Here is a 19,906-nt window from a genome sequence, read left to right as displayed (position 1 = left end):
GTCACTCGTCGGCGTCGTAGGCCGCGAGCAGCCGGTCGGCCGCGAGCGGTGCGGTGAGCTCCCCGGCCAGCAGCGCCCCACGTACGTCGGCCAGCACCGCCTTGACGCCAGCGCTGTGCCGCAGCCGCTGGTCGAGCTCGTCGCGGACCAGCGCCCAGGTGAAGTCGAGCTGCTGCTCGGCACGCTTGTGGGCCAGCCCGTCGGCACCGAGATGGTCGCGGTGCATCAGCACCTGCTGCCACACCTCGTCGACCCGGGCGCCGGTGAGGCCGGAGCAGGTGACGACGGGCGGCGCCCACTCGGCATGGCCGCGGACCAGGCGCAGCGCGCCGGCGAGGTCACGCGCGGCGACCCGGGCCTCCTGCTCCCGGGCCGGGTCGTCGGGGTCGGCCTTGTTGACCGCGATCACGTCCGCGATCTCGAGGATGCCCTTCTTGATGCCCTGCAGCTGGTCGCCCGTGCGGGCCAGGGTGAGGAAGAGGAAGGTGTCGACCATGCCGGCGACGGTCACCTCGGACTGCCCGACGCCGACCGTCTCGACCAGCACCACGTCGTACCCGGCGGCCTCGAGGACCGCCATCGCCTGGGTCGTCGCCCGCGCGACGCCGCCGAGGGTGCCGGCGGAGGGCGAGGGCCGGATGAACGCGTGGGGATGGGTGGACAGCGTCGCCATCCGGGTCTTGTCGCCGAGCACCGAGCCGCCGGTGCGCACCGACGACGGGTCTACGGCGAGCACCCCCACCTTGTGTCCGGCCGCCGTGAGGATTCCGCCGAGCGACTCGATGAAGGTCGACTTGCCGACCCCGGGCACGCCGGAGATGCCGACCCGGACGGCGGGCGTCCGGGTCGGGGCGTCGGCGGCCAGTGCCTGCAGCAGCTCGCGGGCGGTCCGGCGGTGCCGGGGCGCGGTCGACTCGACCAGCGTGATGGCCCGCGCCATGGTGGCGCGGTGCCCGGCACGCAGGCCGGCGAGCAGGTCCTCGACCTGCATGCTCAGTGACCGAGCGTCGTCCGCAGCCTCGCCAGCAGGTCGAGCGCGGACTCCGCGATCACCGTGCCGGGGAGGAACACCGCGGCGGCGCCCATCTCCTTGAGGGTCGGGACGTCGTCGGGCGGGATCACGCCTCCGATGACGACCATGATGTCGTCACGGCCCTGCTCGGCCAGCGCCTTCTTCAGCGCGGGCAGCAGGGTGAGGTGGCCGGCGGCGAGCGACGAGACACCGACGATGTGCACGTCGGCGTCGATCGCCTGCTGCGCGACCTCCTCGGGCGTGGAGAACAGCGGCCCCACGTCGACGTCGAAGCCGAGGTCGGCGAAGGCGGACACGACCACCTTCTGGCCGCGGTCGTGGCCGTCCTGGCCCATCTTGGCCACCAGGATGCGCGGACGGCGGCCCTCCTCCTCGGCGAACTCGTCGGTCGCCTGGCGGGCCTGGGTGACGAGGGTGTCGCCCTCGCCGTCGTTGGCCAGGTTGGCCTCGTCGCGGTACACGCCGCTGATGGTACGGATCACGGCCTGGTGCCGGCCGTAGACCTTCTCCATCGCCTCGGAGATCTCGCCGACGGTGGCCTTCGCGCGAGCGGCGCTGACGGCCAGGTCGAGCAGGTTGCCGTCGCCGCTCTCGGCGCTGCGCGTGAGCGCGTGCAGCGCGGCCTCGACCTCGGCGCCGTCGCGCTCGGCGCGCAGCCGCTCCAGCTTGGCGACCTGCTGGCGGTAGACCTCGTCGTTGTCGACCTTGAGCACCTCGAGCGGGTCCTCGGCCGGCAGCCGGTAGGTGTTGACGCCGATCACCTTCTGCGAGCCCGAGTCGATCCGGGCCTGGGTGCGGGCGGCGGCCTCCTCGATGCGCATCTTGGGGATGCCCTGCTCGATCGCGGCGGCCATGCCGCCGGCGGCCTCGGCCTCCTGGATGTGGGCCCACGCCCGCTCGGCGAGGTCGTGGGTGAGCTTCTCGACGTAGTACGAGCCGGCCCACGGGTCGATCGTCTGGGTGGTGCCGCTCTCCTGCTGCAGCAGCAGCTGGGTGTTGCGGGCGATCCGGGCCGAGAAGTCTGTCGGCAGCGCGATCGCCTCGTCCAGCGCGTTGGTGTGCAGCGACTGGGTGTGGCCCTGGGTCGCGGCCATCGCCTCGATGGCGGTGCGGCCGACGTTGTTGAAGACGTCCTGCGCGGTGAGCGACCAGCCGGAGGTCTGCGAGTGGGTGCGCAGCGAGAGCGACTTGGGGTTCTGCGGGTCGAACTGGCGCACCAGCCGGCTCCACAGCGCCCGGGCCGCGCGCATCTTCGCGACCTCCATGTAGAAGTTCATGCCGATCGCCCAGAAGAAGGACAGCCGCGGCGCGAACTGGTCGATGGTCAGGCCTGACTCGAGGCCGGCGCGGATGTACTCGACGCCGTCGGCCAGGGTGTAGGCCAGCTCGAGGTCGGCGGTCGCCCCGGCCTCCTGCATGTGGTAGCCGGAGATCGAGATCGAGTTGAACCGCGGCATCCGCTGGCTGGTGAACGCGAAGATGTCGGAGATGATCCGCATCGACGGCGCCGGCGGGTAGATGTAGGTGTTGCGGACCATGAACTCCTTGAGGATGTCGTTCTGGATGGTCCCGCTCAGCTGCTCCGGCTTCACCCCCTGCTCCTCGGCCGCGGCGATGTAGAGCGCGAGCACCGGCAGCACGGCGCCGTTCATCGTCATCGACACCGACATCTGGTCGAGCGGGATGCCGTCGAACAGGGTGCGGGTGTCGTAGATCGAGTCGATCGCCACGCCCGCCATGCCGACGTCGCCGCGCACCCGCGGGTGGTCGGAGTCGTAGCCGCGGTGGGTCGCGAGGTCGAAGGCGACCGACAGGCCCTTCTGGCCCGCCGCGAGGTTGCGGCGGTAGAAGGCGTTGGACTCCTCGGCGGTGGAGAAGCCGGCGTACTGCCGGATGGTCCACGGCTGGGTGGTGTACATCGTCGGGTAGGGCCCGCGCAGGAACGGGCTCAGGCCCGGGTAGGTGTCGAGCGCGTCGAGGCCGGCCAGGTCCTCGGGCCCGTACGACGGCGCGATCTCGATGCCCTCGGGGCTCTTCCAGCCCTCGCCGGTCGGGACGTGCGGCGCGGCCGCCGCGGCCTGGTCGGCGGCCAGCGGGAGGCCCGCGAAGCTCTTCGGAATCGTCATGCCAGCTTCTCCCTCGTGTGGTTCAGGAAGGCGAGTGCGTCGACGCCCATCGCCGCGCTGTCGTCGACGTAGTCGGTGGCCTTGCCGGCGATGATCACGTGGCTCGCGCCGGCCTCGCGCAGGGCGGCCGCGGCGGCGCCGCCCCACTCGTCGTACGCCGCGTCGGTGCCGGCGAGGCACACGACCGGCTGGGCTCCCGACGACCGGTAGGCGGCGACGAGCTCCTCGACGCCCGCGGTCGCCCCGGCGACCTCGACGGCGATGCCGCCGGCGGCGAGCAGGTTGCTCACGAAGGTGGCCCGGGCGGTGTGCTGGGCGATGGTGCCGAGCGTGGCAAGGAAGACCGGCCGGGCGGCCGGCTCGTCGCGCAGCGCTTCGAAGGACGCGCCGTAGCGGCGGACCCGGTCGTTCAGCGGGTCGGCGTCGCGCTCGGGCAGGGTCTCGCCGAGGTTGGGGAACTCGCTGAGGCCGGTCAGCGGACGCTTGCGGCGGGCGATCTCGGTCTCGCGCTGCTCGACGACGGCCGCGATCCGGGCGCGGAAGGGGTCGAAGTCGTGGCCGCCCTCCCACTCCGACTCGAGCTGCTGGAACTCCGCCCAGCCGGCGGCCGCGAGGTCCGCGGTGAGCTGCTCGACGGCGTACGCGCCGCCGGCGGGGTCGGCGACCGCGGCGACATGGGACTCGTCGATGAGGAGATGGTTGACGTTGCGCGCGATCCGGCGGCCGAAGCCGTCGGGACGGCCGTTGGCGCTGTCGAAGGGCAGCACGGTGACCGCGTCGGCGCCGCCGACACCGGCGGCGAAGGCCGCCACGGTGCCGCGGAGCATGTTGACGTAGGGGTCGTACTTGCTGAGCATCGGCCGGCTGGTCACGGCGTGCTGACGCTGGGCCACCGGGCTCTCGACGCCGCTGAGCTCGAGCACCCGCGCCCAGAGCACCCGCGCCGCGCGCAGCTTGGCGATGGTCGGGAACTGCTCGTCGGTGGCGGCGTAGCGGAACTCCACCTGGCGCGCGGCGTCCTCGACCGAGAGGCCGTGGTCGGTCAGCCAGCGCAGGTAGGCCACGCCGACGGCGATCGACCAGCCGAGCTCCTGGGCGTCGCTCGCACCGAGGTCGTGGGCCGCGGTGGCGTCGACCACGATCGCCCGGACGTCGTTCTGGTGGGCCTTGCGGGCCAGGGTCTGCAGCTCGGCGACCGCCTCGTCGACCGCCAGCGGGATGTCGCGCAGCATGACGCCGAGCGGGTCGATGCCGAGGTTGCTGTCGGGGTGCTTGGCCCCGGGCAGCGCCAGGAACGCCTCCGCCACCCGCGTGGTCGCCGACGGCGCGTCGAGCACGACGGGCGCCAGGTCGAGCAGCACGTCCTGCAGCGTCGCGGCCACGTCGGTGTCGGCGTCGGCCGCCAGCCACAGGCTGGTCACGCCGCCGTCGAGGTCGACGAGCGCCGCCTCGTTGACGAGCTTGGCGTCGGGGCCGGCCACCAGGCTGCGGATGTCCCACGCACCACTGCGGGTGGGACGGACGGCGGTCGCCGGACCACCGGGCAGGCCGAGCGGCGTGATGCCGATGCCGTCGAGGGTGGTGCGGGTCAGCTTGTCCCACACCGTGCTGTCGGGGTCGCTGTCGCCGAGCTTGCGGCTCTTGCGGAGCACGGCGGCGGTGGCGGCCTCCCACTCGGCGCGCGTGTGCGCGTCCTCGGGCTGCGCCAGCGTCAGGGGCGAGTCAGTCACAAGCGGCAAGCCTATCCGTGACCGCGCCGCTGTCATCGGGGTGTGAGATATCTCCGCCTACCTCGGGGTAACCGGCTGCTCACCAAGCGACCGGTAGGTTCCCCGCATGAAGGTGCTGGATCCCCAGGGCCGTACCTGGCGGGTGACCCGCCGCTGGCTGCCGTGGCGCCCACGCCGGCGCTACCTGGGCCCGAGCCTCAACCTCGACGTGGTCGACGGTCTCGTCGGCTTCCTGGTCGCCCTCGTGTTCGGCCTGGTCGTGCTGCCGATCGCCAGCTTCGTGTTCCTGACCGGCGGCGAGCTGGTGCTCCTGGTCGTCCTGCTGCCGGCCGTCACGCTCGGCCGGGTGCTGTTCGGCAGGCACTGGTGGATCGAGGCCCGCCTCGGGTTCCGTCCCTACTGGGAGACCGAGGCCGGCGACTGGAAGGAGAGCGGCCGGCGGATCCGCGCCGTCGCCGAGTCGATCGAGCGCGGCGACCCGCCGATGCGGACCCTCGGCGAGCAGGAGCCGGAGCCGACGCGCCCTACCCCCTACGATCCACCGGGTGAAGGTGCGTGATCCCGAGGGCCAGACCTGGCGGGTGACCCGGCGCTGGGTCCCGTGGCGCCGACGCCTGCGCTCGGCCGGGACCGGACCGCTCGACGGGCTCAACGGCCTGGGCGACGACCCGATCAGCGCGATCATCGCGATCGTGCTGCTGATCCTCGCCCTGCCGTTCGTCATCCTGGCGCTGTTCGTGGCGTTCGAGTTCCTGCTGCTCCTGCTACTGCTCCCCTTCGCCGCCCTGGCCCGGGTGGCGTTCGGCGCGCACTGGACCATCGAGGCCCGGCGCGGGTTCACGATCTGGTGGGACGCGCGGGCCGGCGACTGGCGCACGAGCGGCGAGCGGATCCGCGCGGTGGCCGGGGAGATCGCCGAGGGCCGGCTGCCACCACGGACCGTCGCTGAGTGAGGATCCCGGGCGACCAGGTTTGGGTCCGCCCGCCGACGGCAAGAACCGGGACGGGGATGCGGCGCCGGCCGCGAATCAGGGAAGTCGGTCGATGCTCCGGAACAAGAGAACTGCCTGGACCGCGGCGCTCGTCGTGCTGCTCGCGGTCGCTGCGGGCGTTGCCTTCGTGGGCCTCCGGGACGGGGGTGACCTCGAGCCCGGCTTTGTCGCGCAGGGCTCCTCCGGCAGGCCGCCGACCCACGAGGCCGACGTCCAGCTGCCGATCGGCACCCTGCGCCTCTCCTCCGGTGAGCCCCTCGCCGAGATCGCCGCACGCCGGGTCGGCAGGTCCGGCGCCGAGTCCCTCGAGGCCGCCGGCGACGCGTCGATCGTCCCGGTCGCGTGGACCTTCCGGCCCACGCTGTCCTACGACGACCTCCTCGGGTACCCCGCGACCTTCACCCTCGCCGTCACCGCCGGCGGTGAGCGCGTCGCGTTGGGCGAGCCCGACGTCGACCTGCACCAGGCCGCCGACTCCGGCGACCTGCCCGGGCAGGACCTGATCGCGGTGGTCGCCGGAGACGGCGACGACCTGCGGGTCGAGGTGACCTACGAGGGCGAGAAGCAGGTCGTCACCATGAGGTCCGGAAAGGTCGCGACCGGCCGGGCCGCGGCGCTGTATCCCGACGGCCCACGGACCTACGGCACCGACCCGGACTGCGACGCGCGGGGCGCCGGCGAGCCCGCCGAGATCGCCAACGTCGACGCGGGCGCCGGCTCGATCTCCTGTCGGATCGACCCGTTGACCCGCACGCCGTACCTCCCCGATCTCGGGTGGGCCCGGGAGGGACATGTCTGGACCACGCTCACGGTGCGGGTCACGGCGCCGCCCACGATCAGCTGGATCCCGACCGGAACCAGCTACCAGGTCCGGCGCGAGCCCGTCACCGCCGCGCTCAGCGGGGCCGAGGTGGCTCGCGCCCCCCGGGGCGACCAGGACGACCGGAGCACCTGGGTCCGAACCTGGGTGTTCGACTCCCCCGCCGACGCCCCCGCCGACCCCGCCACCGACGCCGCCACCGGCCTCACCGTGTCCGCGCCGATGAGCGCCGTCCGCCCCCAGGACGCCACCGATGGCCCCGCGACGGTCCCGTTCGGGGTCGACCAGACCTTCACCCTCCGCCACTGAGCCGAACCGACCACTTCCGGGAGTGACCATGGCCGACGACGACGTCAACTTCAGCAACTACGAGAGCTCGGTCACCTACACGACCTCCGACGGACTCGACAAGCTCGCCGAGGCGATGATCGACGCCTACATGCGCCGGAGCGTGCCCAACGTCGTGGACGGCTCGTGCAAGGAGGGCCGGTTCGAGATCATCACCCCGCGGGTGACGATCAACCACCAGTCCGACCGGCTCTACGTCAGCTACCCCGGCGGACACTGGACCAAGGACGGCGGGCTGATCGGCGACGACCCCGACCTCGGCTACGACTACTTCGACGCCGCCGGCGTCTACACGCAGATCAAGAGCGACGTGGACACCTACCTCACCCCGATGCTGAGCAAGGGTGAGGGCGGGCAGGCGCCCCAGGCCGACGACTTCGACGACCAGATCACCGTGCTCCAGTACGCGATCCAGGAGCTCTCGGTCTCCGGCGAGGTGCGCACCACCGGCGACGAGGCCGAGACCTCGGTCGAGGTCGGCAACGTCCTCGTGCCCGAGTACATCTCCGAGATCGAGGCCGAGCTGGGCGACCTGGACGGCATGGCGGTCATCCGGCTCCGCGAGCTCTACGGCGCCAACCGCATCTCCGACGTGATGACCGGCCTGCACGCCCTGGCCGTCGTCGGCGGCGTCCTCGTCGCCGGCGAGGCGCAGGTCTGGGCGCGCTACCACCGCGACTTCGCCAAGCTGATCGACACCGCGACGGCGGACTTCCACGCCTTCTCCGAGGGGAACGAGGTCAGTGCCGGCGAGATCTTCGACGTGGTGAAGTCGGTCGCCGATGCCAGCGGCCTGCTGTCCCTCCCGAAGGGCGTCGCCAATGTCATCGGGAAGGCCTCGACCCTCTACGGCATCGTCAAGGGCTTCCTGCCGGCCGCGCCCGCGCCGTACCAGTACACCCTGGACGGGTCGTCGTACCAGGCGCTCGGCACCTCGTTCTGGAAGGCGGTCGGCGGACTCGTCGAGGACGTCGGCGAGACCGAGGCCGCCTTCGCGACCTGTGCCGACAACGCGGTCCTGGCCGCCACCAAGCCCGACGGCGCCAACCGGGTGATCACGACCTCGTTCGACCTGGTCAACCCCACCGAGTTCCTCAACGCCGGCGAGCACGGCATCTACACCAACGTGAACGGTCAGCGGGTCAACGTCGCCATCACCGACGCGGCCCTGAAGCGCGTGTCCGGACGCTACGAGCTGATCGGCGACCACTGCCACGACGTCGCGAAGAAGCTGGAGGGCGCTCCCGAGCAGTCGGCGTGGTCCCGCGGCTTCGGCGGCGCCACGGGCGGCGCCTTCGGCCACTACGCCTCCTTCGACGGCATGGTCGACATCCTGGTGGCGCTGCTGAAGAACAACGGCGACGAGATGCACGCCGTCGGCGAGAAGTGCATCCTCGTCCTCCACGACTTCCACGCGACCGACGCCGAGATCCGCAAGGAGCTCGACGGCCTCGCCCAGGAGGTGGAGGACCAGACCAAGGAGGACAAGGGCGTGGTCTGAGCGCGTCCGCGCGGCAACCGCCGCGTTCGCGCACCCGCCACGAGCCGGACACCCAACGCGGCGCATCGCGCCATGTCGGACGCGCATCGTGGGGCCATGCGGATCGTCCTGGCCACCGAGTCCTTCTACCCGGCACTCGACTGCACCACCACGACCCTGAAGGCGACCGTCGACCGGCTGGTCGACGGCGGCCACGTCGTCCGGATCATCGCGCCGGGCCCGGGGCTGGCGAGCTACCGAGGGTGCGAGATCGTGCGGGTCCGGCCGCTGGAGCCGACCGGCGCGCAGGTGCGCGACGCGATCGAGCGGTTCGCGCCCGACCTGGTGCAGGTCCACTCCCCCCGAGCCGTGGGCCGCAAGGCGCTCAAGCACGCCGCTCGCGCCGGCGTCCCGACACTCGCCGTCGAGCAGTCGCCCGTGCTCGACCTGGCCGCCGACTACTGGCGGGCCAAGGTCGCCGAGCGCGCCGACCGGGTCCTGGTCACCTCGCCGTGGATGGTGCGCCGGGCCGCCGAGCTCGGGGTCGCGGCGGGCCTGTGGGAGCCGGGCGTCGACCCGCTCGCCTTCACCCCCACGCTGCGCGACCCGTGGCTGCACCAGTCCTGGTCCCGCGCCAAGTCCGGCAGCGGCCAGGTCGTCGTCGGGTACGCCGGCGGCCTCCACAAGGCGGCCGGCGTCCGACGTCTCGCGGCGCTGGCCGAGGTCCCCGGCATCCGCCTCGTCGTCATCGGCGCCGGACCGGACCGCGAGTGGCTGGCCCGCCGTCTCCCCCACGCCCGCTTCACCGGCCCGCTCGGCATCGGCGACCTGACGGTGGCGCTGCCGACCCTCGACCTGCTGGTCCACCCCGGTGAGCACGAGACCGACTGCCACGCGCTGCGCGAGGCCGGGGCGTCCGGCGTACCGGTGGTGGCCCCGCGCGCCGGCGGCGCCCGCGACGTGGTCGACCACCTCACCACCGGCGTGCTGTACGACGCCACCGACCCCCGCGACCTGGTCCGCGCGGTCGCCGCGGTGGCCGCGGACCCGCACCGGAGCCTGCTCGGCGCGGCCGGCCGGGAGCGTGCCCTGCGGCGCACCTGGGCCGCCGCGGTCGACGAGCTGGTCGCCACGGCGTACCGGCTGCGGGTGGCGGCCTGAGTCAGGAGACGATCCCGACCACCAGGTTGATGGTGGTGGCGATGATCGCCGCACCGAAGACGTAGGACAGCAGGCAGTGGCGCAGCACGACGGCACGGATCGTGCTGCTCTGCACGGCGGTGTCGGAGACCTGGTAGGTCATCCCGAGGTTGTAGCTGAAGTAGAGGAAATCCCGGAACGCCGGTGGTTCGGTGGTGTTGAAGTCGATCCCGCCCGGGGTGTCGGAGTAGTAGAGGTGCGCGTACCGGGTCGCGTACATCAGGTGCAACGTCGCCCAGGCCGCGAACACCCCGCCCAGCGCGACGGCCGCATCGGTTCGACCGGTCGAGGTGTCGCCGACGAGCAGCAGAGCGACCACTGCCGCGAGCCCGCCGAGCGCAGCCGCGCCGACCACGACCTCGTCGACTCCTGGGGTGAGGTCCTCGTGAGTGGCGTTGACCCGGGTCGCCTCGGCGTCCATCGGCCACAGCACGACCCAGCCGAACACGACGTACACCGCTCCTGCGACGGCGACCGCCAGCAGCAGGCCGAGCTGGACCTCCACCAGCGAGCCGAGCAGTGCGGCCGTCACCCCCGCACCGATCCCCGACAGGAGCCGCGGCCACGCGGTGGCGATCAGGGGCGGGCGCTTCACCCGGCTCAGCCTAGGGGCGGCGCGGCTCAGACGCCGGTCCTCCCGTCGACCCCTTCGCGGAGCAGGTCGGCGTGTCCGCAGTGCTGGGCGTACTCGGTGATCATCCGGAGCATCAGCCAACGCAGGTCGACGTCCTCGTACCAGTCCAGCGGTCGCGCGGTGTCGTCGAGGTCGTGGGCGGCGACGATCTCGCGGGAGACGGCGCACTCCGCGCGCCAGGTCTCCAGGTCGGCACCGAAGTCGGCGTCCGCCGGGATCTCGAAGTCGAGGTCGGGCTCGTCGTCCGCGAAGAACAGGAAGGGCACCTCCCGCCGCTCGAAGTTCTGCTGGAACCACCAGCGCTCGCACCCCGCGAGGTGGCGGACCAGGCCGTGCAGCGACATCGTCGACGGGGGCATGGACCTCGCCCGCGCCTGCTCCGCGGTCAGGCCGCGACACTTCATCTCGACCGTCGCCCGGTAGTGGTCCAGGTACGCCGCGAGCGCCTCGCGTTCACCGGCCACCCGTGGGATGCGCGGGCGGTCGTCGTCCTCCCACTTGGGAGAGAACGCGTCCTGCGCCAGACCGGACTCCGATCCGACGGTGCCTTCCGAGGAGTTGGCGCCCATGCCCGCACTCTGCCATGCCCGACCGCGGAGCTCGGGAACCCTAGGGTGTCCCCATGCTGCTGCGCCGGTTGGAGTATCTCGCGGCGCTGGCCCGTGAGGGACACTTCGGCCGCGCCGCCGAGGCCTGCCATGTCACCCAGCCGGCGCTCTCGGCCGGCATCCGCAAGCTGGAGCAGGAGCTCGGCGTCCAGATCGTGAAGCGTGGCCAGCGGTTCGAGGGGTTCACCCCCGAGGGGGACGAGGTGCTGCGGTGGGCGCAGCGGATGCTGGCCGAGCGGGAGTCACTGGCCCAGACCATCGCCTCGATGCGCGGCGGCCTGACCGGCACCCTGCGCCTGGGCGCGATCCCGACCGCGCTGACCGTCGCCTCGTTGCTGACCACGCCGATGCGCCAGCAGCATCCGCTCACCACCTTCTCCCTGCTGTCGATGTCGTCGCGCGAGATCGTGCACCGCCTCAACGACTTCGACGTCGACGTCGGCATGACGTACGTCGACGGCGAGCCGCTCGGGCGGGTCCGGGTCGTCCCGCTGTACCGCGAGCGCTACCTGCTCCTCACGCCCGCCGACGGGCCGCACGGCGCGGCGGACGCGGTGAGCTGGGCCGACGCCGCCCGGTCGCCGCTGTGCCTGCTCACCGGCGACATGCAGAACCGGCGGATCGTCGACGGCCATCTCGCCGACACCGGCATCGACGCCGACGTCGTCGTGGAGACCGACACGGTGTCCGCGGTCTACGCGCACGTCGCGGCGATGGGCCTGTCCAGCGTGGTGCCGCATGCGTGGCTGCCGACCTTCGGCGTACCCGAGGGACTGCGGGCGATCCCGCTGCCCAGGCCGCGGCGGACGCACCAGGTGGGGCTGGTCCTCGCCGGGCACGGACCGGAGTCCCTGCTGGCGCGTGCCTTCGTCGAGGCCGCGCGCGAGGTCGACCTCAGTGGCTGAGCGCCGGTAGCTCCCTGCGCCCGCGGACCAGGGCCGCCGCCGCGACACCCGCGGCGACGCCGATCAGGGTGTCCACGCCACGCGCGAGCAGCAGCGCGACGGGGTCCGACGGCGCGGCCAGCTCGGTCATGACCATGATCAACGGGGTGAAGAAGCCCAGCGCCAGCCCGTAGTGGCGCCCCAGGAACAGCTCGGTCGGGAACAGCAGCACGATCACGACGACCGCGAGCAGCTCCGGCCGCGGCTCGGGCAGCAGCAGCACCGCGGTGACGGCGAGCCCGGCGAGCGTGCCGGCGACCCGGTGCGCCGCCCGGTCGAGCACCGCGCCGACGTCGGGGTCCTCCCCCGCGGTCACGATCGCCAGCGGTACGGCGGCCGCGGTCATCGCCCAGTTCGCGTGGTCGATGCCGAGCCCGACGCCGACGACGCCGGCCGCCGAGGTCGCCAGGAGATAGCGGCCGGCCTGCCGCACCGCCCCGGCGGGCAGTCCGGCCGGCCGGGCCGCGGACGCCGGCCGCTCGGTGCGGTCCGCGACGCCGAGGGCCAGGCACCAGCTCGCCGTACCGGCGCAGATCAGGACCGCACCGAGGGGGCTGACCAGGTCCGGGCCGACCGACGCGGTCGCACCGAGCGCGAAGATGCCGAAGAACGGACCACCCGGGCGCAGGCCGAGCCCGTCGGTCGCGAGCGAGCCGAGCGTCGCGAAGGCGGTCACCGCCAGCACCAGGACCGCGGAGCCGGCGCCGGCGGCCGACAGCAGCGCGCCGAGTCCGACCCCGGTCACCAGCATCCCGGCGCCGTGGAACTGGTGCCGCAGCCGCTCGGCGGGCGGCTCCAGCCGGCCGTACATGCCGGCGAAGGAGCCGAACGCGGCGTACATCACCAGCTCGGGACGGCCCACCGCCAGCAGGACGAGCCCCGGGGCGAGCAGGCCCAGCGCGACGCGCGCCGCGTGGCGCCGGTCAGCCGGCAACGCGCTCCAGCCTGACGATGACGCCCTTGGACGTGGGCGTGTTGCTGACCTCCGCCACGCTGTCGAGCGGGACCAGGACGTTGGTCTCCGGATAGTAGGAGGCCGCCGAGCCCCGGGCCGCCGGGTAGGCGACCACCCGGAATCCCTCTGCACGCCGCTCGCTGCCGTCGGTCCAGATGCTCACGATGTCGACCAGGTCGCGGTCGGCGAGGCCGAGCTCGGCCAGGTCGTCGGGGTTGACCATGACGATCCGGCGGGCGTCGTGGATGCCGCGGTAGCGGTCGTTCATGGCGTACGGGATGGTGTTCCACTGGTCGTGGGAGCGCAGGCTCTGCAGCACCAGGTGGCCCGGCGGCGCGGCGAGGTGGTCGAGGGCGTTGCGGACGAACACCGCCTTGCCGCTGGGGGTCGGGAACCGGCCCTCGTTGACCGGGTTGGGCAGCCGGAAGCCGCCCGGGACGGCGACGCGGGCGTTGAAGTCCTCGAAGCCCGGCACCACGCGGGCGATCCGGTCGCGGACGAGCGCGTAGTCGGCCTCGAAGTCCTCCCAGGGGATCGCGCCGCCCTCGCCGAGGGTACGACGCGCGAGCCGGCCGATGATCGCGACCTCGCTCAGCAGGTCGGGCGAGGCGGGGTCGAGCCGGCCGCGGGACTGGTGCACCTCGCTCATCGAGTCCTCGACGGTCACGAACTGCTCGCCGGTGGCCTGCACGTCACGGTCGCTGCGGCCCAGGGTCGGCAGGATCAGCGCGGTCTCGCCGCACACGGTGTGGGAGCGGTTGAGCTTGGTGGAGATCTGCACCGTCAGCGAGCACGAGCGCAGCGCGGCCTCGGTGACCTCGCTGTCGGACATGGCACGCACGAAGTTGCCGGCGACGCCGACGAAGACCCGCGCCTTGCCGTCGCGCATCGCGCGGACGCCCGCTACCGAGTCGTAGCCGTGGTGGCGCGGCGGGTCGAAGGAGAACTCGCGGCCCAGGGCGTCGAGGAAGCTGTCGGGCACCCGCTCCCAGATGCCCATGGTGCGGTCGCCCTGGACGTTGCTGTGCCCGCGCACCGGGCACACGCCGGCGCCGGGGCGGCCCAGGTTGCCGCGCAGCAGCAGGAAGCTGACCAGCTCGCGGATCGTGGGCACGCCGTGGCGGTGCTGGGTCAGGCCCATCGCCCAGCACACGATGACGCTCTTCGCGGCGAGCACCTCCTGCAGCACGCCCTCGATCTCCGCGCGGGTCAGGCCGGTCGCCTCGAGGACGTGCTCCCAGGTGACGGTGCGGGTGTGGGCGGCGAACTCCTCGAAGCCCGTGGTGTGGGCCGCGATGTAGTCGTGGTCGAGCACCGTGCCGGGCGCGGCGTCCTCGGCCTCGAGCAGCAGCCGGTTGAGCATCTGGAACAGGGCCAGGTCGCCGCCCGGGCGGATCTTGAGGAAGACGTCGGCGATCGGCGTACCCCGGCCGACGACGCCGCGGGGCTTCTGCGGGTTCTTGAACCGGATCAGCCCGGCCTCGGGGAGCGGGTTGACCGCGATCACGCGGCCGCCGTTGCGCTTGGTCTCCTCCAGCGCCGAGAGCATCCGCGGATGGTTGGTGCCGGGGTTCTGGCCGACGACGAAGACCAGGTCGGACTCGTGGATGTCGTCGAGCGAGACGCTGCCCTTGCCGATGCCGAGGGTCTCCCCCAGGCCGGACCCGCTCGACTCGTGGCACATGTTGGAGCAGTCGGGCAGGTTGTTGGTGCCGTACGCGCGGGCGAAGAGCTGGAGCAGGAAGGCGGCCTCGTTGTTGAGCCGGCCCGAGGTGTAGAACATCGCCTCGTCCGGCGAGGCCAGGGCGGTGAGCTCGTCGGCGACCAGGCCGAGCGCGTCGTCCCAGCCGATCGGCTCGTAGTGGGTCGCGCCGGGCCGCTTCACCATCGGCTCGGTCAGCCGGCCCTGGTGGTTGAGCCACATGTCGGACTTGGCGTCGAGCTCGGCGACGGAGTGCTCGGCGAAGAACTCCCGGGTCACCCGGCGCGTCGTGGCCTCGTCGTTGACGTGCTTGGCGCCGTTCTCGCAATACTCGTTCTTGTGCCGGTGCTTCGGGTCCGGCCACGCGCAGCCGGGACAGTCGATGCCCTCGGCCTGGTTGAGGCTGAGCAGGGTGAGCAGGGTGCGCTTCGGCCCGGCCTGGGCCAGGGAGTACTCCATCGCGTGGGCGACGGCGGGGACGCCGGCGGCGTACGTCTTCGGCGGGGTGACCTTGAGATCGTCCTGGGGATCCACGTCCGGCGGCTTGCTCACTCCTGCAGGGTCTCTCGCCCCGATCCCGCCGTCAAACATCGATCACCCATGGCTCGATAAACAACGTTGATCGTCGGACCTCTGGCCGAGAGCCGCGGCGTCCACGAGGATCGACAGGTGTCCACTCCCCAGGCCGTCCTGGCTCCGCTCACCGAGTCCGCGATCTTCCTGACCCTCACCCTCGACCCCGCCCTCGACGACCAGGGCGCCGCGACCGTGCGGGAGCTGCTCGCCGACGTCGGCGGACTGCGCCGCTCGGTCGGCTTCCGGATCCCCGAGGGCGAGCTGACCTGCGTCGTCGGCATCGGCGCCGACGCCTGGGACCGGCTGTTCACCGCGCCCCGGCCCCGCCATCTGCACCCCTTCCGCGAGATCGCCGGCGGCGTCCACCGGGCTCCGGCCACCCCCGGCGACCTGCTCGTCCACCTCCGCGCGCACCGGATGGACCTGTGCTTCGAGCTGGCCCAGCACCTCACCGAGCGGCTGAGCGGCGTCGCGCGGGTCGTCGACGAGGTGCACGGCTTCCGCTCCTTCGACCAGCGCGACATGCTCGGGTTCGTCGACGGCACCGAGAACCCGGAGGGCCCCGACAAGGCGGCCGCGGTGCTGATCGGAGCCGAGGACCCGGCGTACGCCGGCGGGAGCTATGTGATCACCCAGAAGTACCTGCACGACCTGACCGCCTGGGGCGCGCTGTCCGTCGAGGACCAGGAGCGCGCCATCGGCCGCGCCAAGCTCTCCGACGTCGAGATGGCCGACGACGTCAAGCCGAGCAACTCCCACGTGGCGCTCACCACGATCGTCGACGACGACGGCACGGAGCGCGCGATCCTGCGCGACAACATGCCCTTCGGCCGGGTCGGCGCGGCCGAGTTCGGCACCTACTTCATCGGCTACGCCAACGATCCCGGCGTCACCGAGCAGATGCTGACCAACATGTTCGTGGGTCGCCCGCCCGGCAACCACGACCGGATCCTCGACTTCTCCACCGCGGTCACCGGCACCCTCTTCTTCGTCCCGACGACCGAGTTCCTCGACGACGCTGCCAGCTGAATCCGAGCAGAGAGATCGCGAGTAAGGCTTGCCTTACGTGCATATCTCACATGATCCGCGTCACCTACTCGTCAGTAGCGGGAGTAGCGTGGCCCCCCGTGGCATCGACGACGCGTCCTCAACTGGTGAAGGGCAGCCGTGCAGCACGCACGACCATCGCCCTGAAATTGCTCATGGCCGTGAGTGGCCTGCTGTTCATCGGCTTCGTGCTGGGGCACATGTACGGCAACCTCAAGGCCTTCGCGGGGCAGGAGGCGTTCAACCACTACGCCGAGCACCTGCGTGAGCTGGGCGAGCCGCTGCTCCCCCACGAGGGCTTCCTGTGGATCATGCGCGTCGGCCTCCTCGTCGCCGTCATCGTCCACATCGCGTGCGCGGCGATCCTCGCCAGCCGCGCGGCCAAGGCCCGTCCGGTGAAGTACGTCGCCAAGAAGAACGTCGGCTCGTCGATCTCCTCGCGCACCATGCGCTGGGGCGGCGTCACCATCCTGGTCTTCCTCGTGTGGCACCTGCTCAACTTCACCATCGTCAAGATCAACCCGAGCAACGGCGACACCGGTGGCCACGACCCGTACTCCCTGCTCGTCGACACCTTCGACCTGTGGTGGATGACGATCATCTACCTGCTGGCGATGGTGGCCCTGGGCCTCCACCTGCACCACGGCACCTTCAGCTCGCTGCAGACGCTCGGCCTCACCAACTCGGCGACGTCGCGGGCCCGCGCCCGTGCGGCCGGCTGGGTGGTCGCCATCGTCGTCGCCGGCGGCTTCTCGCTGGTTCCGCTGTCCGTGCTCGTCGGCATCATCGAGAAGTAAGGGGCCAACGACATGGCTGCAGGAACCCACTACCTCCCCGGTCTGACCGCGACCAACCAGCCGTCGGTCCAGACCTCCGACGACGCCGCGGGCTACTACGAGCTCGGCGACAAGATCGTCGACCCCCACGCCCCGACCGGCCCGATCGCCGAGCGCTGGACCACCCGCAAGTTCGAGAACCGCCTGGTCAACCCGGCCAACCGCCGCAAGCTCGACATCATCATCGTCGGCACCGGCCTGGCCGGCGGCGCCGCCGCCGCCACGCTCGGCGAGGCCGGCTACAACGTGAAGTCCTTCTGCTACCAGGACTCCCCGCGCCGGGCGCACTCCATCGCCGCCCAGGGCGGCATCAACGCGGCCAAGAACTACCGCGAGGACGGCGACTCGACGTACCGGCTGTTCTACGACACGGTCAAGGGCGGCGACTACCGCTCGCGCGAGTCGAACGTCTACCGCCTCGCCGAGGTCTCGGCCAACATCATCGACCAGTGCGTCGCGCAGGGCGTCCCGTTCGCCCGCGAGTACGGCGGCCTGCTCGACAACCGCTCCTTCGGTGGCGTGCAGGTCTCCCGCACCTTCTACGCCCGCGGCCAGACCGGACAGCAGCTCCTCATCGGCGCCTACCAGGCGATGGAGCGCCAGGTCGCTGCCGGCACCGTCGAGCAGTTCACCCGCCACGAGATGCTCGACCTGATCGTCATCGACGGCAAGGCCCGCGGCATCGTCGCGCGCGACATGGTGAGCGGCGAGATCGAGACCCACCTCGCCGACGTCGTCGTCCTGGCCTCGGGTGGCTACGGCAACGTCTTCTACCTCTCGACCAACGCGATGGGCTCCAACGTGATGGCCGCGTGGCGCGCGCACCGCAAGGGCGCCTACATGGCCAACCCCTGCTACACGCAGATCCACCCGACCTGCATCCCGATCTCGGGCGCGCACCAGTCGAAGCTGACCCTGATGTCGGAGTCGCTGCGCAACGACGGCCGGATCTGGGTGCCCAAGAAGGTCGAGGACTGCGAGAAGGACCCGCGCGACATCCCCGAGGAGGACCGCGACTACTACCTCGAGCGGATCTACCCGTCGTTCGGCAACCTGGTCCCCCGCGACATCGCCTCGCGCGCGGCCAAGTACATGTGCGACGAGGGCCGCGGCGTCGGTCCCGCGATCGAGGAGCAGCAGCCCGACGGCACCACCAAGATGGTCCGCCGCGGCGTCTACCTCGACTTCGCCGACGCCATCAAGCGCCTCGGCAAGGACGGCGTCGAGGAGAAGTACGACAACCTCCTCGACATGTACGAGCGGATCACGGGCGAGAACCCCTACGAGGTCCCGATGCGGATCTACCCCGCCGTGCACTACGTCATGGGCGGGCTCTGGGTCGACTACGAGCTGCGCTCCAACATCGACGGCCTGTTCGTGACCGGCGAGGCCAACTTCTCCGACCACGGCGCCAACCGCCTGGGCGCCTCGGCCCTCATGCAGGGCCTGGCCGACGGCTACTTCGTGCTCCCGAACACCATCCGCGAGTACCTCGCCGACGGCCCGTTCGAGAAGATCGACGAGAGCCACCCCGAGGTGAAGGCCGCGCTGGACGCCGTCAACGAGCGCGTCGCCAAGCTGATGTCGATCAACGGCACCCGCTCGGTCGAGTCCATCCACAAGGAGCTCGGCTCCATCATGTGGGAGTACTGCGGCATGGAGCGCACCGAGGAGGGCCTCAAGCTCGCGATCGAGAAGATCAAGGCGCTGCGCAAGGAGTTCTGGACCAACGTCCGCGTGCTCGGCTCGGCCGACTCGCTCAACCAGGACCTCGAGAAGGCCAACCGGGTCGCCGACTTCATCGAGCTCGGCGAGCTGATGTGCATCGACGCCCTCAACCGCCGCGAGTCCTGCGGCGGCCACTTCCGCGCCGAGTCGCAGACCGAGGACGGCGAGGCGCTGCGCCACGACGACGAGTTCGCGTACGTCGCGGCCTGGGAGTGGGGCGGCGACTCCAACGAGGGTGGCAAGCCGGTCCTGCACAAGGAAGACCTCATCTACACCGCTATCGAGCTCAAGCAGAGGAGCTACAAGTGAGCGAGCGAAGCGAGCGAACGAAGATGTACAGCGAAGCCACTTCACTTGTGGCCGACGCGAAGCGAGGCAACAAGTGAAGGTCACTCTCAAGGTGTGGCGGCAGGAGAACGCCGCTGCCCAGGGTGCGATGCACACCTACGAGCTCGACGGCGTCTCGTCCGACATGTCCTTCCTGGAGATGCTCGACCTGCTCAACGAGCAGCTCGTCACCTCCGGCGAGGAGCCGGTCGCGTTCGACAGCGACTGTCGTGAGGGCATCTGCGGCATGTGCTCGCTGATGATCAACGGCCAGGCCCACGGCCCCGAGGTCACCACCACCTGCCAGCTGCACATGCGCTCGTTCAACGACGGCGACACGATCACCATCGAGCCCTGGCGCGCCGAGCCGTTCCCGGTGCTCAAGGACCTGGTCGTCGACCGGTCGGCGTTCGACCGGATCATCCAGGCCGGCGGCTACATCTCCGCCAACACCGGCTCGGCCCCCGAGGCCAACTCGGTGCCGGCGCCGCGCGACAAGGCGATGCGGGCGTTCAACGTCGCGACCTGCATCGGCTGCGGCGCCTGCGTCGCCGCCTGCCCCAACGGCTCCGCCTCGCTGTTCATGGGCGCCAAGATCACCCACCTCGGCGAGCTGCCCCAGGGCCAGCCGGAGCGCTGGTCGCGCGTCGTCGACATGGTCGGCCAGCACGACCACGAGGGCTTCGGCGGCTGCACCAACATCGGCGAGTGCGCCGCGGCCTGCCCGAAGGAGATCCCGCTCGACGTGATCTCCCAGCTCAACAAGGACCTGCGCACCGCGCTGAAGAACGGTCACTGACCCGGCAGAAGCTGGTGTCGG

The 19,906-nt window shown here is 71.6% G+C and carries 17 protein-coding genes; 10 read left to right on the top strand and 7 right to left on the bottom strand.

What is annotated here, in order from left to right:
• Position 1: 1 nt before the first annotated feature.
• The 3 genes from meaB to JOD66_RS20175 are packed head-to-tail and all read right to left on the bottom strand — an operon-like array spanning position 2 to position 4,889.
• Positions 2 to 991, bottom strand: coding sequence for a methylmalonyl Co-A mutase-associated GTPase MeaB (gene meaB / locus JOD66_RS20185; protein WP_204838599.1), 990 nt, complete (start codon positions 989 to 991; stop codon positions 2 to 4).
• Positions 992 to 993: 2 nt separating this feature from the next.
• Positions 994 to 3,159: a methylmalonyl-CoA mutase gene (gene scpA / locus JOD66_RS20180; protein ID WP_204838598.1), complete on the bottom strand. Its 2,166-nt coding sequence runs from the start codon at positions 3,157 to 3,159 to the stop codon at positions 994 to 996.
• Positions 3,156 to 4,889 carry a methylmalonyl-CoA mutase family protein gene (locus tag JOD66_RS20175; RefSeq protein ID WP_307823627.1) on the bottom strand — a complete coding sequence of 578 codons (1,734 nt, stop codon included), beginning with the start codon at positions 4,887 to 4,889 and terminating at the stop codon, positions 3,156 to 3,158. The genes scpA and JOD66_RS20175 overlap by 4 nt, the downstream gene beginning before the upstream one ends.
• A 106-nt stretch (positions 4,890 to 4,995) precedes the next feature.
• On the opposite strand from JOD66_RS20175, the gene JOD66_RS20170 reads away from it, so the two are divergent.
• The 5 genes from JOD66_RS20170 (at position 4,996) to JOD66_RS20150 (ending at position 9,690) form a co-directional block, all read left to right on the top strand.
• Positions 4,996 to 5,448 carry a hypothetical protein gene (locus JOD66_RS20170; protein ID WP_204838596.1) on the top strand — a complete coding sequence of 151 codons (453 nt, stop codon included), beginning with the start codon at positions 4,996 to 4,998 and terminating at the stop codon, positions 5,446 to 5,448.
• The gene (locus JOD66_RS20165; protein ID WP_204838595.1) at positions 5,435 to 5,842 is read left to right on the top strand and encodes a hypothetical protein; all 408 of its coding nucleotides are present in this window, start codon (positions 5,435 to 5,437) and stop codon (positions 5,840 to 5,842) included. The genes JOD66_RS20170 and JOD66_RS20165 overlap by 14 nt, the downstream gene beginning before the upstream one ends.
• A gap of 91 nt (positions 5,843 to 5,933) precedes the next feature.
• Positions 5,934 to 7,010 carry a hypothetical protein gene (locus JOD66_RS20160; RefSeq protein WP_204838594.1) on the top strand — a complete coding sequence of 359 codons (1,077 nt, stop codon included), beginning with the start codon at positions 5,934 to 5,936 and terminating at the stop codon, positions 7,008 to 7,010.
• A 28-nt stretch (positions 7,011 to 7,038) separates the two neighbouring features.
• Positions 7,039 to 8,550, top strand: a complete 1,512-nt coding sequence (locus tag JOD66_RS20155) for a hypothetical protein (protein WP_204838593.1) — start codon at positions 7,039 to 7,041, stop codon at positions 8,548 to 8,550.
• Positions 8,551 to 8,646: 96 nt separating this feature from the next.
• Complete coding sequence (locus JOD66_RS20150; protein WP_204838592.1) at positions 8,647 to 9,690, top strand: glycosyltransferase; 1,044 nt, start codon at positions 8,647 to 8,649, stop codon at positions 9,688 to 9,690.
• Position 9,691: 1 nt separating this feature from the next.
• On the opposite strand, the gene JOD66_RS20145 is transcribed toward JOD66_RS20150, so the two are convergent.
• Together JOD66_RS20145 and JOD66_RS20140 are read right to left on the bottom strand one after the other, a co-directional pair.
• Entirely contained in the window at positions 9,692 to 10,324 is a 633-nt protein-coding gene (locus tag JOD66_RS20145) for a DUF1345 domain-containing protein (RefSeq protein WP_307823625.1), read from the bottom strand.
• A gap of 26 nt (positions 10,325 to 10,350) precedes the next feature.
• Positions 10,351 to 10,932 carry a DinB family protein gene (locus tag JOD66_RS20140; protein ID WP_204838591.1) on the bottom strand — a complete coding sequence of 194 codons (582 nt, stop codon included), beginning with the start codon at positions 10,930 to 10,932 and terminating at the stop codon, positions 10,351 to 10,353.
• Between the two features lie 53 nt (positions 10,933 to 10,985).
• Here JOD66_RS20140 and JOD66_RS20135 point away from each other — a divergent pair, with 53 nt between their 5' ends.
• Positions 10,986 to 11,876, top strand: coding sequence for a LysR family transcriptional regulator (locus JOD66_RS20135; protein ID WP_204838590.1), 891 nt, complete (start codon positions 10,986 to 10,988; stop codon positions 11,874 to 11,876).
• Here the strand turns inward: JOD66_RS20135 and JOD66_RS20130 are convergent.
• Together JOD66_RS20130 and JOD66_RS20125 are read right to left on the bottom strand one after the other, a co-directional pair.
• Entirely contained in the window at positions 11,866 to 12,849 is a 984-nt protein-coding gene (locus JOD66_RS20130; RefSeq protein ID WP_239545353.1) for an FUSC family protein, read from the bottom strand. The two genes, JOD66_RS20135 and JOD66_RS20130, sit on opposite strands and share 11 nt — an antisense overlap.
• Positions 12,839 to 15,124 (bottom strand): FdhF/YdeP family oxidoreductase, encoded by a 2,286-nt coding sequence (locus JOD66_RS20125; protein WP_307823624.1) that lies wholly within the window; start codon positions 15,122 to 15,124, stop codon positions 12,839 to 12,841. The genes JOD66_RS20130 and JOD66_RS20125 overlap by 11 nt, the downstream gene beginning before the upstream one ends.
• Before the next feature lie 117 nt (positions 15,125 to 15,241).
• On the opposite strand from JOD66_RS20125, the gene JOD66_RS20120 reads away from it, so the two are divergent.
• The 4 genes from JOD66_RS20120 to JOD66_RS20105 all read left to right on the top strand — a co-directional run bounded on the left by JOD66_RS20120 (position 15,242) and on the right by JOD66_RS20105 (position 19,885).
• Positions 15,242 to 16,177, top strand: a complete 936-nt coding sequence (locus tag JOD66_RS20120) for a Dyp-type peroxidase (RefSeq protein ID WP_307823623.1) — start codon at positions 15,242 to 15,244, stop codon at positions 16,175 to 16,177.
• Between the two features lie 50 nt (positions 16,178 to 16,227).
• Positions 16,228 to 16,992, top strand: a complete 765-nt coding sequence (locus tag JOD66_RS20115; RefSeq protein ID WP_204838588.1) for a succinate dehydrogenase cytochrome b subunit — start codon at positions 16,228 to 16,230, stop codon at positions 16,990 to 16,992.
• A gap of 12 nt (positions 16,993 to 17,004) precedes the next feature.
• Positions 17,005 to 19,068 (top strand): fumarate reductase/succinate dehydrogenase flavoprotein subunit, encoded by a 2,064-nt coding sequence (locus tag JOD66_RS20110; protein WP_204838587.1) that lies wholly within the window; start codon positions 17,005 to 17,007, stop codon positions 19,066 to 19,068.
• A gap of 73 nt (positions 19,069 to 19,141) precedes the next feature.
• On the top strand, positions 19,142 to 19,885 hold the full coding sequence (locus tag JOD66_RS20105; protein WP_204838586.1) for a succinate dehydrogenase/fumarate reductase iron-sulfur subunit: 744 nt from the start codon (positions 19,142 to 19,144) through the stop codon (positions 19,883 to 19,885).
• Positions 19,886 to 19,906 lie beyond the last annotated feature (21 nt).

Source organism: Nocardioides nitrophenolicus, assembly GCF_016907515.1.
Lineage (GTDB): Bacteria > Actinomycetota > Actinomycetes > Propionibacteriales > Nocardioidaceae > Nocardioides > Nocardioides nitrophenolicus.
The sequence above is the reverse complement of the archived record's forward strand: the minus strand, read 5'-3'. Positions and strand labels throughout refer to the sequence as shown.

Excerpts from the sequence above, each read along its gene's own strand:
- meaB (WP_204838599.1), bottom strand. The coding sequence starts at position 991 with ATGCAGGTCGAGGACCTGCTCGCCGGCCTGCGTGCCGGGCACCGCGCC.
- scpA (WP_204838598.1), bottom strand. The coding sequence starts at position 3,159 with ATGACGATTCCGAAGAGCTTCGCGGGCCTCCCGCTGGCCGCCGACCAG.
- JOD66_RS20170 (WP_204838596.1), top strand. The coding sequence starts at position 4,996 with ATGAAGGTGCTGGATCCCCAGGGCCGTACCTGGCGGGTGACCCGCCGC.
- JOD66_RS20160 (WP_204838594.1), top strand. The coding sequence starts at position 5,934 with ATGCTCCGGAACAAGAGAACTGCCTGGACCGCGGCGCTCGTCGTGCTG.
- JOD66_RS20155 (WP_204838593.1), top strand. The coding sequence starts at position 7,039 with ATGGCCGACGACGACGTCAACTTCAGCAACTACGAGAGCTCGGTCACC.
- JOD66_RS20150 (WP_204838592.1), top strand. The coding sequence starts at position 8,647 with ATGCGGATCGTCCTGGCCACCGAGTCCTTCTACCCGGCACTCGACTGC.
- JOD66_RS20140 (WP_204838591.1), bottom strand. The coding sequence starts at position 10,932 with ATGGGCGCCAACTCCTCGGAAGGCACCGTCGGATCGGAGTCCGGTCTG.
- JOD66_RS20135 (WP_204838590.1), top strand. The coding sequence starts at position 10,986 with ATGCTGCTGCGCCGGTTGGAGTATCTCGCGGCGCTGGCCCGTGAGGGA.
- JOD66_RS20115 (WP_204838588.1), top strand. The coding sequence starts at position 16,228 with ATGATCCGCGTCACCTACTCGTCAGTAGCGGGAGTAGCGTGGCCCCCC.
- JOD66_RS20110 (WP_204838587.1), top strand. The coding sequence starts at position 17,005 with ATGGCTGCAGGAACCCACTACCTCCCCGGTCTGACCGCGACCAACCAG.